This is a genomic window from Labilibaculum manganireducens (assembly GCF_002843385.1).
GTDB lineage: Bacteria > Bacteroidota > Bacteroidia > Bacteroidales > Marinifilaceae > Labilibaculum > Labilibaculum manganireducens.
Genome location: NZ_MVDE01000045.1, coordinates 1 through 19066 on the forward strand (window position 1 = coordinate 1; position 19066 = coordinate 19066).

Genomic DNA, 19066 nt, shown 5'->3' on the forward strand with positions numbered 1-19066 from the left:
CAGTCACATATTTCGATCCTCCAATTGCTGATGCAGGTACAGGAGGCGATGAATGTGATTTGAATTTTAACTTGTCAGCAATTGCAAGTTTAGGTACAGGAACCTGGACAAAAACAGGTGGTTCTGGCAATGCTGTTTTTTCACCCAATGCCAATACTCCAAATGCAACAGTAACAGTTGATGCGTACGATGCTTATGAGTTTACCTGGACCGAGATTAGTAACGGTTGTTCAGATAATGATGCAGTGAATGTTAACTTTTATGAGCAACCAGTTGCAAATGCCGGCTCAGGAGGAAATGAATGTGACTTGAATTTTTCTCTTTCTGCAACACCAAGTGTGGGAACAGGAACGTGGACAAAACAATCAGGTGCAGGCATTCTTAGTTTTGCTCCTAATGCCAATGATCCAAATGCAGTAGTAACCTCAGATACTTACGGAAGCTTTACATTAAGGTGGACTGAAGTAAATGGAAGCTGTTCCGATTTTGATGATGTAACTGTCAATTTTAATGAACCGCCAATAGCTAATGCTGGTTCAGATGGAAGTGAGTGTGATTTGAATTTCACTTTGTCAGCAATTGCAAGTTTAGGCACTGGAACCTGGACAAAGACAGGTGGTTCTGGAAATGCTGTTTTTTTACCCAATGCCAATACTCCAAATGCAACAGTAACTGTTGATGCGTACGATGCTTATCAATTTACCTGGACCGAGATTAGTAACGGTTGTTCAGATAATGATGCAGTGAATGTTAACTTTTATGAACAACCAATAGCTGATGCCGGCTCAGGAGGAAATGAATGTGACTTGAATTTTTCTCTGTCTGCAACACCAAGTATTGGAACTGGAACGTGGACAAAACTATCAGGTACCGGGAGTCTTAGTTTTGCTCCTAATGCCAATGATCCAAATGCGGTAGTAACCTCAGATACTTACGGAAGCTTTACATTAAGGTGGACTGAAGTAAATGGAAGCTGTTCCGATTTTGATGATGTAACTGTCAATTTTAATGAGCCGCCAATAGCTAATGCTGGTTCAGATGGAAGTGAGTGTGATTTGAATTTCACTTTGTCAGCAATTGCAAGTTTAGGTACAGGAACCTGGACAAAAACAGGTGGTTCTGGAAATGCTGTTTTTTTACCCAATGCCAATACTCCAAATGCAACAGTAACAGTTGATGCGTACGATGCTTATCAATTTACCTGGACCGAGATTAGTAACGGTTGTTCAGATAATGATGCAGTGAATGTTAACTTTTATGAGCAACCAATAGCTGATGCTGGCTCAGGAGGAAATGAATGTGACTTGAATTTTTCTCTTTCTGCAACACCAAGCGTTGGAACAGGGACGTGGATTAAACAATCAGGTGCAGGCATTCTTAGTTTCGCTCCCAATGCCAATGATCCAAATGCAGTGGTAACCTCAGATACTTACGGAAGCTTTACATTAAGATGGACAGAAGTTAATGGAAGCTGTTCCGATTTTGATGACGTAACTGTCAATTTTAATGAGCCGCCAATAGCTAATGCTGGTTCTGATGGAAGTGAGTGTGGTTTGAATTTCACTTTGTCAGCAATTGCAAGTTTAGGTACAGGAACATGGACAAAGACAGGTGGTTCTGGTAATGTTGTTTTTTTACCCGATGCCAATACTCCAAATGCAACAGTAACAGTTGATGCGTACGATGCTTATCAATTTACCTGGACCGAGATTAGTAACGGTTGTTCAGATAATGATGCAGTGAATGTTAACTTTTATGAGCAACCAATAGCTGATGCAGGTTCCGGAGGAAATGAATGTGATTTGAATTTTTCTCTGTCTGCAACACCAAGTATTGGAACTGGAACGTGGACAAAACAAACGGGTACCGGTAGTCTTAGTTTCGCTCCTGATGCCAATGATCCAAATGCAGTAGTAACCTCAGATACTTACGGAAGCTTTGCATTGAGGTGGACTGAAGTAAATGGAAGCTGTTCCGATTTTGATGATGTAACTGTCAATTTTAATGAGCAGCCAATAGCTGATGCTGGTTCAGGAGGAAATGAATGTGATTTGAATTTTTCTCTGTCTGCAACACCAAGTATTGGAACTGGAACGTGGACAAAACTATCAGGTACCGGGAGTCTTAGTTTTGCTTCTGATGCCAATGATCCAAATGCAGTGGTAACCTCTGATACTTACGGAAGCTTTACATTGAGGTGGACTGAAGTAAATGGAAGCTGTTCCGATTTTGATGATGTAACTGTCAATTTTAATGAGCAGCCAATAGCTGATGCTGGTTCAGGAGGAAATGAATGTGATTTGAATTTTTCTCTGTCTGCAACACCAAGTATTGGAACTGGAACGTGGACAAAACTATCAGGTACCGGGAGTCTTAGTTTTGCTTCTGATGCCAATGATCCAAATGCAGTGGTAACCTCTGATACTTACGGAAGCTTTACATTGAGGTGGACTGAAGTAAATGGAAGCTGTTCCGATTTTGATGATGCAACTATCAATTTTAATGAGCAGCCAATAGCTGATGCTGGTTCAGGAGGAAATGAATGTGATTTGAATTTTTCTCTGTCTGCAACACCAAGTATTGGAACTGGAACGTGGACCAAACAATCAGGTGCAGGCATTCTTAGTTTTGCTCCTAATGCCAATGATCCCAATGCAGTGGTAACCTCTGATACTTACGGAACCTTTACATTGAGATGGACTGAAGTAAATGGAAGCTGTTCCGATTTTGATGATGTAACTGTCAATTTTAATGAACCGCCAATAGCTGATGCTGGTTCTGATGGAAGCGAGTGTGGTTTGAATTTTACTTTAACCGCCGTAGCTAGTGCAAGCACTGGAACGTGGACAAAACTATCAGGTACCGGGAGTCTTAGTTTTGCTCCTGATGCCAATGATCCAAATGCAGTAGTAACCTCAGATACTTACGGAACCTTTACATTAAGATGGACAGAAGTTAATGGAAGCTGTTCCGATTTTGATGACGTAGTTGTTAATTTTTATGAGCAGCCAATAGCTGATGCTGGTTCTGATGGAAGCGAGTGTGGTTTGAATTTTACCTTATCCGCTGTGGATGGTGTTGGGGTAGGAATCTGGTCACAAATATCAGGACCTGGTACAACAGTTTTCAGTAATATTAATTCCGACAATTCAACGGCTACTGTAAATACCTATGGAACTTACATTTACAGATGGACAATAAGTAATGGAACTTGTACACCATCAAGTGATAATGTTACTGTAAATTTCTATGAAACACCTGCAATTGCAACGGTAGGAACAGACCAAGACATTTGTGATAACAAAGTTAGTAATGCATTACTTGGAAATACTCCAAGTGTTGGTATCGGTTCCTGGTCACAAGTATCTGGTCCCGGCACAACTACATTTAGTGATGTTAATTCGGGAGGTTCAACTGCAAGTGCAAGTGAATATGGCATCTACTTATACAGGTGGACAATAAGTAATGGAACCTGTACTTCCAGTAAGGCTGATGTAACAGTAACTTACTTTCAAAAACCATCTATCGCAAGTGTTGGAGACAATCAGGATAATTGCAATAATCTTACAAGCATGAGTTTAGGTGGTAATACTCCTTGGGTTGGCACAGGAACCTGGTCACAGGTTTCCGGTCCGGGAACAACATCATTTAGCAATATTAATTTTGGAAATTCAACAGCAATTGCCAGTCAATATGGAGCATACACTTATAGATGGACTGTCAGCAATGGATCTTGCACGTCATCCGAAGCGGATATTGTTGTTCATTTTAATGAAGGGCCAACTGTTGCAAATGTTGGCAGTGATCAAAATTATTGTGATGGATTAATAAGCGGAAGTTTGGGAGGAAACACTCCAACAATAGGAGTTGGTTCTTGGTCACAGCAATCAGGGCCTGGCACAACAACTTTCAATAATATCAATACCGGAGCCTCAAATGCTGTAGCAACAGATTACGGAACCTACGTTTACCGCTGGACAATTACCAATGGAATATGTGTTAGTTCAGATGATATCACCGTTAATTTTAATCAAACTCCAATTTCATATGCTGGGGCAGATGATAACATTTGTGGTGGTGGCAATTATACTGTTACCGGCAGCCATTCTGCAAATGGCTCCATTGTATGGAGTACCAATGGCAACGGGACATTTGATGATAACACCATTGATAATCCGACTTATAATTTTGGAATTGGAGAATCAGGTATTATAACATTTACAAAAACGGTTGATAGCCCAGCTTGCTCTTCAGCTAGTGATGATATGACTTTAACATTTACGCAAGAGCCAATAGCCAATGCAGGTGTAGGAGGTAATGAATGTGATCTTGATTTCAATTTATCTGCAACAGCAAGTGTAGGTACAGGAACGTGGACAAAGATCAGCGGATCAGGGAATGCTGTTTTTTCACCTAACGCAAATACCCCCAATGCGACAGTAACTGTTGATGTTTACGGTACTTATCAGTTTACTTGGACCGAAGTTCAGGATGGTTGTTCGGATAGCGACGATGTAAGTGTAAGTTTTTACGAACAACCTAATGCAGATGCCGGAGTTGGAGGTGATGAATGTGATTTAGATTATAATCTTTTGGCAACACAAAGCTCAGGTATTGGGACGTGGACAAAGGAATCCGGACCGGGAAATCTTAGTTTTTCTCCTAATGAGAACTCGCCGGATGCAAAAGTTACAGCTGATAGTTATGGATCTTATAAACTAAGATGGACAGAAGCAAATGGAAACTGTTCCGAATTCGATGAAATAATTATTAATTTTTATGAGCAACCTATTGCAGATGCCGGAAATGGTGGCAATGAGTGTGATTTAGATTTTATTTTTAATGCAAAACCAAGTGTAGGATCAGGGAAATGGACACAAGTATCAGGTCCGGGAATTTCAAGTTTTTTTCCAAACAGCAGTTCTTCTAATGCGACCGTAACTGTAAGTGATTTTGGATCTTATCAGTATTTATGGACTGAAACGAATGGAAATTGCACTGATTCTGAAATGATTGATGTTAACTTTCACAATCAACCGGCAGCAAATGCAGGTGTCGGTGGAAATATGTGTGGTTTAACATTTTCTTTATCCGCAACACCCAGTTTGGGTACTGGCGCATGGACCAAAATTTCCGGTAATGGCAACGCAAGTTTCTTCCCTAATCCCAATTCCCCGAGCAGTGCAGTGACAGTAGATAGTTACGGAACATATTCATTTAGATGGACAGAAGATAATGGCACATGCACTTCGAGTGATGAAGTTATTGTTAATTTTTTAGAACAACCAATAGCAAATGCTGGATATGGAGGAGATCAGTGCGGTCTTGAATATTCTCTTACAGCAACTCCAAGTGCCGGCATAGGAATTTGGACTAAAATATCAGGAGTTGGGAATGTTACCTTCACACCAAATGCTAATTCTCCTAACGCCACACTCGTAGTGGATGCATATGACAGCTACCAGCTTATGTGGACCGAAACAAATGGTGACTGTACCGATAATGATGTTATTGATATCACTTTCCAGGAACAACCAATTGCTAATGCCGGTATGGATATAAAAATGGAATATTCCGACCGGGCACAGTTAGGAGCTGTTTTATCAACTGCAGGTACCGGCGAATGGACTGTAGTAAGCGGTTATGCTAATTTATACGATCAATATTCTCCCAATACAGAAGTAGATAAATTAGGGGTAGATGAAAACATTCTTCGATGGACAGAAACAAATCAATTCTGTAGTGATTACGATGATGTGAAATTAACGGTTGGCAAATTGTTCATTCCTACGGTAATAACACCTAATGGTGATGGTAAAAATGAATTTTTCATGATTAGAGGTTCGGAAAATCTAGAGAATATTGAATTAACTATTTTTAATAGAAATGGGGTAGAGATATACACCGATTCAAATTATAGAAACGATTGGAACGGACTGGATCGAAATGGAAATGAATTAGTAACGGACACTTATTTTTATGTGCTGCAATTAGAAACAAAAAAGATTTTTAGAGGATGCATTGTTATAAAGAGATAGAATGAGAAAAACAATTATCATCATATTTTGGCTTCTTGTTCCTCTTTTTATATTAGGACAGAATACTCAATTCACGAACCAGTATATATTTAACCCTATAGCCTTAAATCCTGCTATCGCCGGTAGTGGAGATGCTTTAAGTGCTAATATGTTATACCGAAATCAATGGGTTGGTTTCCAGGGAGCACCCAAAACATTATCATTTTCGGCGCATTCACCCATGAGGAAACAAAATATGGGATTGGGAATTTCAATCATCAATAATCAAATTGGAGTTAGTGACGAAACAAGTGTAATTGGCAATTATTCCTTTAAAATAAAGATGAGAGAAGGGAATTTAGCTTTGGGATTAGGTGGTGGATTTATCATGATGAACACGGCCTGGACTGAGCTACGGGCCAATGATCCCAGTGACGAATTAATTCTAAACAATTCTCCTACCTATTTAATTCCTGAAGTAAGCTTAGGAGTGTATTATTCAACTGAAAAGTATCATATTGGATTTTCATTGCCTTGTATGCTTTCCTATACATTTAATTCATCGAGAGATAAATATCTGATCACTAATGATATTTCAAAATATAATTATATTCTTAGTGGTGATTATGAATTCGACTTACAGCAAAATTTCCAGTTTGTTCCAAGTGTAATGTTGAAATATCAGAAAGAAGATAAATTAGATTTAATTTTAATTAACAAACTAATTTACTTGGCGAAATATTCTGTTGGAATGGCTTATGACAGTCAGCAGAAGTTTTTCAAAGGAATGTTTCAAATTCAGCTAAACAAACAGTTTCAATTAGGATATGCCACCGATTTTAATTCAAACAAATTAAGCGAGTACAAAATTGGTTCGCACGAATTAATGATTCGTTATGATTTTAAATATACAATTAAAGTTCATAGTCCTAGAAATCTATAAAGAACGAATTATGAATAAATTTTTTACCATAATACTATTAGTTCTCTTTACCCTTATTTCTTCCTTTTTTGCAAACGGACAAACAGCAAACTATGAGGTTAATCTATCTTCTTTTTGTTCTGTACAAGATGATGAGTATTCATCCGCTTACTACAAAGATGGAATTGTATTTTGTTCGAATAAAAGAACTGATCTTTTTGTTACATTTTCAACTCCTGAAGACAAGGAACTTTTTAATATGTTCTATGTTCCTGTTCAAGGAGACAGTTTGGGTAAATCCCCTGCGATTCTGGCTACAGAATTAATGACCAATTTTAATGATGGTCCTGCCTGTTTTGGTTCAAATGATTCAGTCATAATATTTTCAAGAAATAATGAAGTAACCAGTAAAAAAAAGGATACTAAAGATGATAGAAACAAGCTGGGCTTATTCACTTCGCATTTAAATGGAATTGTTTGGAGTAATCCTGAACCTTTCGAATACAATAGTTTGGATCATCACATAACCATGCCTTCCATAAGTAAAGATGGATCGCAATTGTTCTTTGTGTCTGATATGTCGGGTGGATTTGGCGGATTAGATATTTATGTATGTAAAAAAGGCAATAATGCATGGGGTACACCCCAAAATTTAGGTGCTGAAATTAACACTAAAGGGAATGAGAGTTTTCCTTTCATTTCTGATTCAGGCGAACTGTTTTTTGCATCCGACGGTCATAAGGGCTTAGGTGGGTTAGATATTTTTTCAAGTAAAATGATTGATGGTGAATGGCAAAAGGTCTTGCACATTAACACACCAATTAATTCAGAGTTTGATGATTTTGGTTTAATTACTGATCGCAATTTTGAAAATGGCTATTTCTCAAGCAATAGAAATGGCAACGATGATATTTTTGATTTTAAAACAATATTTCCACAATTCACCAATTGTGATACGATTAAAGAAAATCAATATTGTTTTCTGTTTTACGACGAATACTATACTCCGGTGGATACAGCAATGTCATATTATGAATGGCTTTTTGGTGATGGTGTAAAAGTAAAAGGGAAAGAAGCAGAACATTGTTATGATGGGCCGGGAAAGTACACAGTAGAGCTAAATATAATGGACAAACGGACAGGAGAAGTCTTTATGAGACAAACCAATTATGAATTTGAACTTCTGGATTTTGAACAAGCTTATATTAGTTGTGTTGATGAAGCTTTAACCAAAAATCAGATCAATTTTGAAGCATCCAAAACTAACTTGCCTTCAATTAATTTAGAGAAGTATTTTTGGGATTTTGGTGATGGCATTCTTGATGAAGGAATTAGTGTAAGCCATTCCTATGATGATGCTGGCCTATATAATATAGTTCTAGGGGTTTTAAGTGAAAAAGATAGTTTAGGAGATAGAAAAAAAATATGTGTTAAGAAAAATTTGGCTATCGTTAAAAACCCAACAGCATTAATGCGGATGAAGTTGGAAAATAAACCATATAATAAGAACAACCCATCCACAGATAGGAATTTTGTTGTGCAACAAGAACTTTACGATTCCTTTATAATTCAACCAAAACTTATTCATATTACCTCAGATGCAAGAGGTATATTGAAAGCATTTGATTTGGTCTTTTTTGAATCTTTTGAGAAAGAGAAGTATTTTATTAATTCGAATATAGAGGAATCTGAAGAGATTGATTTAAATAGTAATCCGGCAAAAGCATTGGCTCTGGAAAGCCTATTGAATTCAAGTAGAAAAAGTAATGCTAAATTACATTCAATTGAAAAAGAATTGCAAGTTCTTTCATCTCAGTTTCAATATTCATTTATAGAGGTTGAAAAACAATCTTTTTCAGAATCAGCAACACCAATATTGAATCGTCTGTTGGAAATTTTATTGTCAAATACACTGCTTGAACTTAAAATAGGGTATCACGTAAACACGCAAAGTAACCAGAGTTTTGATAGAGCAGGGAAAGCAACTCAAAGTGTTGCGGACTATCTTATTGAACGCGGAGTTGAGAAAATCCGTTTACGAACTGCAGTCTATGAAATTACAAATCAATTGGGCGAAGAAAATAAAGACACAAGTAGTCTGGAGTTCAAAGCAATAAAGGAATAGGCCTAACTAAAATCAAAAAAAGAATGACAAAAATTAAAATATTCATCTTTAGCCTTTTTATCTGCAGTGTTTTATTAAAAACAAACACCGTTAAGGCTCAAGCAGTTCCTGCCGCAGAAGAAAATATACCATATTTAGTCACTTTTGGAGCTGATGCGGAAACCTCTTGGGGTGATGATGATTTTAATCAAATTTATTTTTTTCTAATCCCGGAAAATCATACCGAACCTGTTTATTTTAGAGTTTATGATCCTGAAATTGGAGGTATGAATGATGAACAAAAAGGAGAATACAATACTAAAGTTAATTTTTCTGTTTACGGAGGATTTGAATGCTGGTCGAATAAAGATGCTCAGAATATAGACCCTGTTGGGAAATTTGACAGCGGAAACCTCCTGGCTTCGGTGAATTTTGATAATGACGCAAAATATGATAATGATTGGTATACTTTTGGCCCGTTTAATCCTTTTGAAGGAGAAATGATAGAAAAATTTGGAGGAAGGGTTTTCAAAGTTATTGTCACAGGGAAATCAGGTGATGATGGAAATCTGTACCGCTTTTTTTTGAGTACAAGCTCGAAAGAAAACAAGGAAGTTGAAGGCGGAAATGTTTTTACTTATGAGTACACCTTTCGCCTTTCGAATGATATGAACGATATTTCTCAAATTTATCCTTTTGCAGATGACAGAACTATTTCTGTAGAAGTAACAAATTTTGATTGGGATAATGACGGATACATTAGAATTAATTCTGTCGCAAAAAACGGTATGCTTTGCGATTTATCCAGCGAAAATCAATGGATTAGAAATAAATTCCCAATAAGTGACCGAGAAAAAAATTCATCTTTGGAAATTCAATTTATTAAGCGCCGTACCGAATTAGTGAAAAATAATAATGTAGTTATTTCAATTAAAAATCAGTATGGTGAGGCTCTGCCTTTCTTTTCAATACCAATTGGAGGTGTTCCTGTTTATACGCCAAAAATTAAAATGAAAGCAATTGGTAAAAAGAAGAAGAATTGAAAATATTTATTTGGATGGGACAATGTAGAATTTTGATTAAACTTTTAGGGCTGTTCTTAATAACAGTTCCTGTGTTTGTCTTTTCACAAGAAAACAGATTCATCAACTACAGTGTTAATGATGGCCTGGCTCAAGCCTACGTGTATAATATCACACAAGATGCAAAAGGCAATTTGTGGATTGGCACTGGCAATGGCTTATCAAAGTATGATGGTTATACATTTAAAAATTATACGGAACAAGATTCTCTTGGTGGAAATTTTATAACATGCAGTCTTAAAACAAGTAAAGGATTATGGTTTGGGCACTTGAACGGACGAGTAAGTTTCTATGATGGTGTTTCTTTTAGATATTATATTAACGAAACAAGCAGTATTGCAGATATAGAACAAGATTCAGAAGCAAATATCTGGATTGCAAGCCAAAATAAAGGCTTTTTTAAATTAAGAAGTGAAACTTTCAAAAATAAATCGTATCAGAATTCCTTTACGCAACCTGTTTTTACTTTTAAGTTTATTGGTAAAGATAAGCTATTGGTGGGAACCTCCGAAGGAGTTAAGTTGTGTCAAATAACTAAGAACAATGAAATTGAAGTAAAGAATGATATTCTTGAAATCCCTCACAATAAGGTTGTTGATATAATTCAATCCCAATTAAATGATCAATTATATATTCTGACAGAGAATGAAGGTTTGTACCAAATCAAACTGGATTCAAGTAATTATAAAGTACATAAAATTGCAGGTAATTATGAATTCTCAAGGGCTCAGAATCTATTTGAGGACAAGCAGAGGAATCTTTGGGTAACTTCTCTGAACAGTGGCATTTATAAACTTAAAATTTCTCAGAATCATAAACCCATCGAAATTGAAAATTACGGTGAAAATAATGGCTTACAAACCAATGCAATTAAATCTGTTTTTGAAGACCGCGAAGGAAACGTATGGATTGGCAAGTATGGAGGAGGTATAAGCCGTTTAGTGCCTGCTGCAAACTCATTCATAAATTTCGATGAAGAACGATACAGTAATAGCATCCATTCCATATATATTAAAAACGAAATAATATGGATTGGAACCGGAAATGAACTTTTAAAAGTTGATGCAAAATCAAACAAAGTATTACATTCTTATGACGTAAATGGTGCTTTAGAAAATGAGAAAATTACAGCTCTTGCTGATTGGAATGATGAAGAACTATGGATTGGGACAGAAAAATCAGGAGTTTATCGTTTAAATTATAAGACCGGAATTATAAAACCTCAATTTCTTCGTCTGGGGAATTTAGAGAAATCAATTAATTCCATTTTAACCGAAAACCAATACATTTGGATCGCAACACAAAAGGGACTTTGCAGATACAATATCGACACCAATAATAAAAAGTGGTTTACGATGCAGGAAGAGGGATTGCCGCATAATTCTGTAAATCATATTATAAAGGATCATCAAAACCGTATTTGGGTAGGAACACTTAGCAATACATTATCATACATTCAGAATGGAGAATTAACAAACATCAGCTTAGCCAATAGGAATAGTCTCTTAAATATTACTTCTGTTTTGGAAGATAAAAATGGCCTGATATGGGTTGGAACTCAGGGCAATGGAGTTTATGTTTTGAATAAGGATTCAATAATGAATATTAATTATCAGCATGGATTATTATCTGATTATTGCTACTCCCTGAATTGTGATGAAAAGCGCGTGTGGGTAACTCATAGAGGAGGAATAAGCCAAATTCGACTCTCCGATTATCATGTAAAAACAATACAAAAAAATGCAGGAATCCAATCATCAATAGAGTTTAATAAAAATTCTACTGCTATTGGGAAAGGAAATACATTGCTTTTTGGATCTAATCAGGGAATTTACACTTATGCTGTTTCTCAGGAAATTAATAGTGTCGTTCCTCCAAGTTTGGAGATTTCATCATTACGTGTAAATGGGGATGATTATCCCGTTAATAAAAACTTGGTGTTGCCTCCTGGATATTATAAAATTCAGATTGGATTCAAAGGGATTAACTTGAATGAACCAGAACTAATTCAATATCAGTATGTATTGAATGGTTATGAGCAAGATTGGTCAAAACCTGATAGCAGACGAGCAACCGAATACAAACAATTAGGATCAGGAGAGTATGAGTTTCAATTAAATGCCGTGAATGGCAATGGAGTAAAATCTGAGGAACCCTTAAGTTTTAAGATCAAAATTAAATATCCTTTGTGGCAAAAATCATGGTTCCAAATATTGGCTCTTATTAGTTTTATTGCGGGAATATATTTATTCGTAGTGCTTAGGGAAAAGAATTTGAGGAGAATCCAAAGGAAGTTAATTCAAAATCTGGACGATAAAACCAGAGAAGTTATTGCTAAAGAAGAAGTGATAAAAGAACGGAAAAGAACAGAAAAAGAATTAATTCTTGCAAAGGATAAAGCTGAAGAATCGGATCGTTTAAAAACAGCTTTTTTATCAAATATGTCCCACGAAATAAGAACTCCCCTAAACGCTATTGTTGGTTTTTCAACCATGCTTCAGGAACCAAATGTAAATCCCACATCTAAAGGCAGATATATGTCTATACTTAAGTCTAACACAAACGATTTATTGTCATTAATTGATGATATAATGGATATCTCAAGTATAGAAGCAGGGCAACTTAAAATGAAAATACAGGAATGCAATTTGCATGAAATATTTTTAGAATTGTATGAGGTTCACGTAAAGAAATTATCAGAGTTAAAAACAGAAAATATAACGTTAAATTATATTGAAAAATTTACGGATCTTACGATTCTGTCAGACCCTTTACGATTGAAACAGATCTTATCTAATTTGATAGGAAACGCCATAAAATTTACTGAAGAAGGTTCCATTGATTTTGGGATTGTATATCATAAAGAAGGAATGGTTAAATTTTTTGTGAAAGATACAGGCATAGGGATTTTAGAAGATCAAAAAGAAGTGATTTTTGAGAGATTTAGAAAAGAATTTAGAGATGGATGGAAAAAATTATATCGGGGAGCAGGTCTGGGCTTGGCAATTTCAAAAAGCATGGTGACATTGCTTGGTGGCGAAATAGGTGTAGAATCGGTTCCCGGCGAGGGCTCGTACTTCTATTTTACTTTGCCTGCGAATAACTAAGGATGAAAATACAATCAACACAATTTTTCAATAAATTTTTTATTTTATAAGTTACAGTACAAATCATTGAATGAAAAAACCACAAAAACATATATTACAAACATTATTACCTTTGCTAATACTTTTCCTGTTTCAGGAAATACCTAAAGCTCAGGATAATCGATTTATAACTTATGGAGTCGATCAAGGTCTTCCTCAGGCTTATGTTTATACCATAAGTCAAAATTCGGAAGGTTATTTGTGGATAGGAACCGGAGATGGACTGGCGAGATTTGATGGAATTAACTTTACTAATTATAGCACATCTGATTCTCTCGCGGGCAACTTTATTTCATGCAATCTAAACACTCCAAAAGGACAATGGTTTGGCCATATGAATGGTAATTTAAGCTGCAAAAGTAAAGTTGGCTTTCAAAAGATTATTTCCGGCACCAATGCTAAAAGCAGTGTGACAAATATACATATGCATAGCTCAGGAAACATTTGGTTCTCCGACCAAAATGATGGCTTAATGCAGATTGGCGAAAATAATAAGGTTGAGCCAATTGCTTTTTTGGAAGGTGCGTTTCCTGTTTTTTCATTTGAATTTATTAATTCGAATGAGCTTATAGTCGGAACCATCGATGGTTTAAAACATTGCCTGATCAATGAAAATAAACAACTGGTTGTTGTTAATGACATTGACGGAATCAATAGAAATAAAATAAATTGTATTTGCAAAGCTAGAAGCGGGAAGGGTTTCTTTGTTCTAAGCGGCACCAACAGTATTTATTTTTTAGAAATAACAAAAAATGGTTTTACCACGTCTAAAATTGGTGAAGATACCGGTTTGCAGATGGAAGGGATTCAAAACATTTTTGAAGATCAAGATTCCAATTTGTGGATTTCTACATTTGGAGAAGGAGTTCATAAACTAGCAAAAGATCCAAAAGGATTTCACTTGATTAAAACTTATGATACAAGTAATGGACTTCAAAGTGACAATATAAAACTCGTTTTTGAAGATTCTGAAGGAAATATATGGCTAAGCGTTTATGGGAAAGGTTTAGCGCGTTTAATTGATCCTGCATACACATTCTATTCTCCGGAAGAAGAGCAATATGGTTCTGAAATTTCAGCTATTTCAATAGATGGAAAATACGAATGGTTTGGCTCAGAGAAAGGCTTACTGCGAAGGAACATTTCCAATCACAACGAAATTCGTTTTTTCGATAGTTACAGAGGATTGCCCTTTGATAAAATTACAGCACTATATCCTAGAAATGAAAATGATTTATGGATTGGTACTGAAAAAAATGGTGTTTATCGATTAAATATCAAAAACGACAAGTTAGTTCGCCAATTTTTTGCCAATGGAATATTGGAGAATTCTATTAATTCAATTACAGGAACTAAAGATCAGATTTGGATTGCAACTAAAAAAGGAGCTTGTTCTTATAATGTGTCTGCAGATGAATTTAATTGGTACACAATTAGTAAGGGGGGCTTACCTCACAACTGTGTTAACCACATAATGATAGATTCTAAAGGTCGAATTTGGTTGTCCACACTTAGTAATTCCATTGCTTTTATTCAAAATAATGAAATCGCAAAGTTCAATTTATCAGCAGACAATTCGTTTATAAATATTCGTTCTATTGCAGAAGACTCAAAAGGGAATATTTGGGTCGGAACATTAGGCAATGGTGTTTTTATCTATCAGGAAGATTCCATTACTAATATTACCTCAAATGATGGACTTTTATCTGATTATTGCTATTCTCTGACTCCTGATAAGCAGAATAGAATGTGGGTAACTCATCGTGGTGGATTAAGCAGGATAAATATATCCGATTTTAAAATTAAACTACTCCAAGAAAATATTGGGATTAGTAAAAGTGATGAATTTCAAGTTAATTCTAGTTTTAGCGATAGAAATGAAAATCTGTGGTTTGGTCTGAATAAGGGAGTGCTAAGATTTAACCCTTCACTTGAAAAAATAACAACTCCACCTCCGGTACTCAAAATTAAAGCTGTTAAAATAAATGATGAATTAGTACCGGTAAGTGAAAAAATAGTACTTTCTCCAGGACGATATAAAATAAAATTAGAGTTTGTTGGTGTATATTTTAAGGAACCTGAACTAGTCAAATATCGTCATACGCTTGAAGGATATGACGAAAAATGGACTGATTTTTCAACGACAAGTGAGGTTACCTACCATGGAGTAAGTGATGGTCGTTTCAAATTCTTATTAGAGGCCTCAAACGGTGATGGTGTTACATGTGAATATCCTGTAAGTATTAATATTTATATTAAAACTCCTTTTTGGAAGCAGACATGGTTCTATTTGGTTTTATTTTTATTTTCACTAATAGTAATAGTATTTTACATCAAAAACAGAGAGAAAAAATTAAAAAAGGAAAACAGAATTTTAGAAGAGAAGATCAATGAAAGAACTATCGAAGTAGTCAGACAAAAAGAAGAAATTGAGAAACAGAAAGACCTTATAGAAAGTGCTAACAAAGACATCACCGATAGTATTAAATATGCCAGTAAAATTCAGGCTGCTGTTATTCCACCCACTAAATATTTAGAAAAGGTTCTTAACGAAAGCTTTATAATAAATAAACCAAAGGCAATTGTAAGTGGTGATTTTTATTGGGTAACTAAAGTTGATGACAAAACTATTGTTGCCTTAGCTGATTGTACAGGTCACGGTGTTCCCGGAGCCTTTATGAGTATGCTGGGTGTTACCCTTTTGAACGAAATAGTAAACCACAAAAAGATTACCGACACAAGCGAAATTTTAAATATTCTACGTAAGAATATCATCATTTCACTTCGACAAAGCCATGAAGATACCACGCCAAGTGATGGCATGGACATATCTTTAATAGTACTTGACCATGCCAATAGTAAATTAACTTTTTCAGGGGCTTTTAATCCCCTTTTAATATTGCGAAATGATAAAATAATTACCTTAAAGGCCGACAGGATGCCAATTGGAATTTATCATCAAAATAATATTGATTTCACCAGTCATGAAATTGATTTAAATAGTGGAGATATGCTCTATCTGTATACCGACGGATATCCTGATCAGTTTGGTGGGGAAGAAGATAAAAAATTTACTACCCGTCAATTTAAAAATGTTTTGTTGGATATACATCAAAAGCCTATGATGGTGCAGAAAATAATTTTAGAAAACACAATGGAGAAATGGATGAATGGTACTGAACAATTGGATGATATCACTGTTATGGGTATTCGGATTTAAATGTATTTCTATTTAATAAAGTGTTGTGATCTGTTTTAAATAAACACCCCAAATGAAATTTTGGGGTGTTGCTTGCTTAATATTTTCCAGTCTAAAACAATCCTTCGGTTGACAGGTATCTTTCGCCGGTATCATAATTAAAGGTGAGTACAGTGGCACCATTTTCAATTTCAGTAAGTTTTTTGGCAACTGCAGCCAGTGAAGCTCCCGTCGAAATTCCTGCGAGAATCCCTTCCGAGACAGCTAATTCTTTCACTTTCATGAATGCTTCCTCTTTTCCAACAGAAATAGCACCGTCTAAAATCTCAGTATTCAGATTTTTTGGTAAAAAACCTGCTCCAATACCTTGCAATGGGTGAGGCCCCGGTGCACCTCCTGCAATAACAGGTGAAGCTTCGGGCTCAACTGCAAACACTTTTAATTTAGGAAATTTAGCTTTCAATATTTCTGCGACACCACTAATGTGGCCTCCGGTTCCAACACCTGTAATAAGATAATCCAGACCATCAGGAAAATCAGCAATAATTTCTTTAGCAGTTGTAGTTCTATGAATCTCAACATTTGCTTCATTGTCAAATTGTGAAGGCATCCATGAATTTTCATTACTGGCAAGTAACTCTTCTGCCTTTTGAATAGCACCCTTCATGCCAAGTTCTCTTGGAGTAAGTACAAATTCAGCTCCATAGGCAGCCATTAAACTCCTTCTTTCAACCGACATGGACTCAGGCATCACCAGAATAATTTTATATCCCTTAACGGCAGCAACCATTGCTAATCCAACTCCTGTATTACCAGAGGTCGGCTCAATTATTAAAGATCCTTCTTTAAGAGATCCATCCTTTTCCGCTGTTTCGATCATTGACAGAGCAATTCTATCCTTAATACTTCCACCAGGATTAGATCGTTCCAACTTCATCCATACGTTAGAATTTTTACCAAAAACTTTATTAAGTTTTACTATTGGAGTATTCCCAATCGCCTCTAAAATGTTATTTATTTTCATACAATTAAAATTTTTATATTTGAAAATTTATAATTTTACTTTCATCAAGGTTTGTTCTAACCTTAGTCTCATGTTTATGATATACAATGCTATTTGATTCTACACTTGACGTTAACCAAACATTACCGCCAATAATACTGTTTCTTCCAATTACTGTATCACCTCCTAAAATGGTTGTGTTCGAATAGATAATTACATTGTCCTCAACAGTAGGATGTCTTTTTTTCTTGGCAAGACTCTTCTTTACCTGCAAAGCTCCAAGGGTAACTCCTTGGTAAATCTTAACGTTATTTTTAATAATTGCCGATTCTCCAATAACAACACCAGTACCATGATCTATAAAAAAAGATTCCCCGATAGTTGCTCCGGGATGAATATCTATGCCCGTTTTTGTATGCGCGTATTCACACATTAAACGTGGAATTAAAGGAACATTTAAAAGATAAAGTACATTGCTTAAACGATAAACCATAATTGCAAAAAAACCAGGGTAAGCAATAATTACTTCACCTATACTTCGTGCAGCAGGGTCAAATTTCTGAATTGCTTCAGCATCCATTAATAAATCACGATATACTTTTGGTAAGGTCTTCATAAAATCATGAGTAATCTTTTCCAGTGGCACATCCAGTTCATTTTTGACCGGAAGCAGCAATAATCTCAATAATGACTCTAATTGATACAATAATGACTCTTGTTCATAGCAGCTATTAGATCTGCGGGCATTAATCGGAAACAATGAATTCATTGCTTCTTCCACAAACCGATGAGCTAAATCTCTTCCAGGCATATCGTATTCTGAATTTTTTCTGGAAGCTTGCAGTTCTTCCATAACTTTGGACAAATAGGACATTGTTTTCTTGATTTAGAAAGTGACGAAAACACATATGGAAAACTTATGGAATACAAGAATCCCTAGTGCAATATTTAATTATTTTGAAGTGGTTTGTCTTTTATTACCAACAACAAGAATACAAGTTACAACAGCAACAACATATTTGATTGTTATTATAGTTGAAAGCAAATAATCTATGGCAATACATTGGAGATTGAAATTCAGTAGAGTGCATAACTAACTTATCCGAAGAGATTCGGATTCTATGATTGTTAGCGTTATGTATTAATTCTCTTTCCATTTAGAAGTTTCTAAGTACAAACTTAAAAAAAAAATATTAATACGGAGTTATAGGTCTTAATTTTTCTGTTAATAGAGTGTTATTTTTATTATTAATAGTTCGTCAAATTTTTGTAAGTGCTTGATTTTTAGAATCATTTACTTAACGGCCATCTCGATGTAAGAATTTGAAAATAAGCGTATTGTAAATCAATCTCATGTCTAATATCTAACGACCTATTGATTATGAATCAGACAGGCTATAAGTGTCCTAAATGCGGGGATTCAAATTACGAATCAGATGAATTCCGGACTGTAAGCGCTATTTTTTCAACAATATTTGATGGTCAAATAAAAAATTCACCACTATTAGCGGTATCAAATGTTTATATATTGAAATTTATAAGACAAGTAAGTAGTCAATTGGAAAATATATTCGATTTCTTCACAAATTGATT

The 19066-nt window shown here is 35.4% G+C and carries 9 protein-coding genes; 7 read left to right on the forward strand and 2 right to left on the reverse strand.

Annotated features, from left to right (window positions below; translation table 11 throughout):
- From BZG01_RS19310 to BZG01_RS19335, 6 genes are all read left to right on the forward strand, one after another.
- Positions 1-6038: T9SS type B sorting domain-containing protein (locus BZG01_RS19310; RefSeq protein ID WP_143470956.1), on the forward strand; the 6038-nt coding region annotated here is incomplete at its 5' end.
- A 1-nt stretch (position 6039) separates the two neighbouring features.
- The gene (locus BZG01_RS19315; protein ID WP_101311482.1) at positions 6040-6960 is read left to right on the forward strand and encodes a PorP/SprF family type IX secretion system membrane protein; all 921 of its coding nucleotides are present in this window, start codon (positions 6040-6042) and stop codon (positions 6958-6960) included.
- 10 nt (positions 6961-6970) lie between these two features.
- Complete coding sequence (locus tag BZG01_RS19320; protein WP_180327397.1) at positions 6971-9064, forward strand: PKD domain-containing protein; 2094 nt, start codon at positions 6971-6973, stop codon at positions 9062-9064.
- A gap of 23 nt (positions 9065-9087) precedes the next feature.
- Positions 9088-10086, forward strand: coding sequence for a hypothetical protein (locus BZG01_RS19325; protein ID WP_101311484.1), 999 nt, complete (start codon positions 9088-9090; stop codon positions 10084-10086).
- Complete coding sequence (locus BZG01_RS19330) at positions 10083-13232, forward strand: sensor histidine kinase (RefSeq protein WP_180327398.1); 3150 nt, start codon at positions 10083-10085, stop codon at positions 13230-13232. Before BZG01_RS19325 ends, BZG01_RS19330 begins: the two co-directional genes overlap by 4 nt.
- 70 nt (positions 13233-13302) lie before the next feature.
- Positions 13303-16491, forward strand: a complete 3189-nt coding sequence (locus BZG01_RS19335) for a ligand-binding sensor domain-containing protein (RefSeq protein WP_101311486.1) — start codon at positions 13303-13305, stop codon at positions 16489-16491.
- 91 nt (positions 16492-16582) lie between these two features.
- Here the strand turns inward: BZG01_RS19335 and cysK are convergent, their stop codons facing one another.
- Positions 16583-17494, reverse strand: a complete 912-nt coding sequence (gene cysK, locus BZG01_RS19340) for a cysteine synthase A (protein ID WP_101311487.1) — start codon at positions 17492-17494, stop codon at positions 16583-16585.
- 13 nt (positions 17495-17507) lie between these two features.
- Positions 17508-18347 carry a serine O-acetyltransferase gene (locus BZG01_RS19345; protein ID WP_101311488.1) on the reverse strand — a complete coding sequence of 280 codons (840 nt, stop codon included), beginning with the start codon at positions 18345-18347 and terminating at the stop codon, positions 17508-17510.
- 507 nt (positions 18348-18854) lie between these two features.
- On the opposite strand from BZG01_RS19345, the gene BZG01_RS22170 reads away from it, so the two are divergent.
- The gene (locus BZG01_RS22170; RefSeq protein ID WP_101311489.1) at positions 18855-19064 is read left to right on the forward strand and encodes a zinc ribbon domain-containing protein; all 210 of its coding nucleotides are present in this window, start codon (positions 18855-18857) and stop codon (positions 19062-19064) included.
- The last annotated feature ends 2 nt before the right edge of the window (positions 19065-19066 follow it).

Bases quoted from the DNA above. Each gene is read 5' to 3' on its own strand.
- BZG01_RS19315 (WP_101311482.1), top strand. From the start codon at position 6,040: ATGAGAAAAACAATTATCATCATATTTTGGCTTCTTGTTCCTCTTTTT.
- BZG01_RS19320 (WP_180327397.1), top strand. From the start codon at position 6,971: ATGAATAAATTTTTTACCATAATACTATTAGTTCTCTTTACCCTTATT.
- BZG01_RS19325 (WP_101311484.1), top strand. From the start codon at position 9,088: ATGACAAAAATTAAAATATTCATCTTTAGCCTTTTTATCTGCAGTGTT.
- BZG01_RS19335 (WP_101311486.1), top strand. From the start codon at position 13,303: ATGAAAAAACCACAAAAACATATATTACAAACATTATTACCTTTGCTA.
- cysK (WP_101311487.1), bottom strand. From the start codon at position 17,494: ATGAAAATAAATAACATTTTAGAGGCGATTGGGAATACTCCAATAGTA.
- BZG01_RS19345 (WP_101311488.1), bottom strand. From the start codon at position 18,347: ATGTCCTATTTGTCCAAAGTTATGGAAGAACTGCAAGCTTCCAGAAAA.
- BZG01_RS22170 (WP_101311489.1), top strand. From the start codon at position 18,855: ATGAATCAGACAGGCTATAAGTGTCCTAAATGCGGGGATTCAAATTAC.